The sequence below is a fragment of the Clostridium algidicarnis DSM 15099 genome (assembly GCF_002934235.1).
In the GTDB taxonomy this organism is placed as follows: domain Bacteria; phylum Bacillota; class Clostridia; order Clostridiales; family Clostridiaceae; genus Clostridium_L; species Clostridium_L algidicarnis.
Genome location: NZ_PTIS01000037.1, coordinates 1 through 1,899, shown reverse-complemented (window position 1 = coordinate 1,899; position 1,899 = coordinate 1). Strand labels below are relative to the sequence as shown.

At 32.4% G+C, this 1,899-nt stretch carries 1 protein-coding gene and 1 pseudogene; both read right to left on the bottom strand.

Annotation, left to right across the window (positions count from 1 at the left end):
- Positions 1 to 92 precede the first annotated feature (92 nt).
- Positions 93 to 386 (bottom strand): annotated as a pseudogene (locus BD821_RS13735) (group II intron maturase-specific domain-containing protein); the annotation flags it as partial.
- A 135-nt stretch (positions 387 to 521) separates the two neighbouring features.
- Positions 522 to 1,436, bottom strand: coding sequence for a group II intron reverse transcriptase/maturase (gene ltrA, locus BD821_RS13265; protein ID WP_104410884.1), 915 nt, complete (start codon positions 1,434 to 1,436; stop codon positions 522 to 524).
- Positions 1,437 to 1,899: the final 463 nt, after the last annotated feature.

Here is a 1,899-nt window from a genome sequence, read left to right as displayed (position 1 = left end):
TTCTACCGGTAAGTAGGCTAGGGAATCACTTCCCTAGCCCCTCATAGAACCGTACGTGCGGATTTCCCGCATACGGCTCCCCATATTATAATTTACAGAATATATGTAATTTCTTCTTTTAGTTTAAATATATTTACATATATCTTAGCTCTGGGTATATTGAAATATTTAATCAGTGTATTAAACGTCCCCCAATTATAGCTTCTTCTCTGACTTCTTCTATTTAGCCATTTAAAGGTTAATCTTATTATCAGATCCCTAAAGCTATTTAATTTATCGAAGTTATCAGTAATTCCATAATATCTATAATACCCAACTAACTTTTGTTTTAGTTTATTCATCAATAATGTAAGTGGTACTGTTCTATTATTTCTTAGCCATTCACTTAATCTTTTAGCACTTGCCCTTAATTTCTTAGCACTTGTCTTTCTTTTAACTCTAAAACTTCCATTTCTTCTGCAACTGCAATAGTGTGTAAATCCTAGAAAATCAAAAGTCTTATCAGTATATGATTTTAACTTTCATAATCTTTTAAACTTCCTATCATAGTATGCATTCTTACCAAAATATAATATTTTAGTTTTATCCTCAGCTATTTCTAGATTAAATTTATTTAGTCTATTCTTTAATGCTTCATAAAATGCTTTCGCTTCGTTTTCATATTGAAAACAGCATACAAAATCATCTGCATATCGAACTATATAAGCTTCACCTTTACATCTTTTCCTAATAAAATTATTGAACCATATATCTAAAACATAATGTAGATAGATATTGGCTAATGTTGGTGATATTATACCTCCTTGCGGAGTACCTTCATATACTTTATGAAATCTTCCATTCTCGATTATTCCAGCTTTTAAGAATCTACCTATATATCTTAGTAAATTCTTATCATCTATTCTGTGCTCTAGGAATTTCATCATCCATTTGTGGTCTACATTATCAAAGAAACCTTTTATGTCGGCATCAACCACATAATTTGTATTCTTTTCTGATAGGTACACATTTAGAATTTTAAGTGCATCATGGCAACTTCTATTTTCTCTAAATCCAAATGAGTTATCCATAAAGTCTTGCTCATAGATAGCTTTTAGGATTTTGTTAATAGTTAATTGAACAATTTTGTCTTCATAGGCTGGTATACCTAGCGGTCTTTTCTTGTTAGAGCCTGCTTTCTCTATGTATACTCGCCTTACAGGTTGCGGTCTATATTTGAAAACTTTCATTCTATTTAATAGGTCATCAATATTTCCCTCTAAATTAGCTTCGTATTCTTTCTTTGTTACTTTATCCACACCTGTTGCTTTATTACCACTTAATTCATTGTGACACATTATTAACATCTCTTTATTAACTAGATGTATCAATGAAGTAAACTTTTCCTTAGGTTTATTTCTAGCTATTTCTGCTATCCTATTAAGTTTTGTGTACATTTTTTTTTCTATCTCCTCTGTGTAAGATTTATGTTTCCCTTTCATAGGTCTATAATATGTTACACCCTTCCCTCCATGGTCATTACTCACTTCATTGGTACTATGATGTAATCCGACTACTCACTACCTTTTGGATACCTCTGTTTATTAGACATTGTTTTCCATACTCTATTTTAGAGAATAGTGAGTCCTCCCAAGTTGACGTACTATACCGATGTATACCATGCTATACCTTAGAACCGCGGGAAAGTATATGTATTCTTGCAATAACGACTACGCATATTCTGACTTCTAGGACCCCGAGACTATCGTCCTTTCCGGTTTTCTCAAAATTTCGCGGCTATTAGTTTCAGCATTTGCTTATGGCCTGGTATCTCGTTTGTCTACACTTAACTTATTACATCACTATAACAAGCCCAAGACTAACTAATGACTGGTTGCTAACCTTTGTCATGCAGGATTC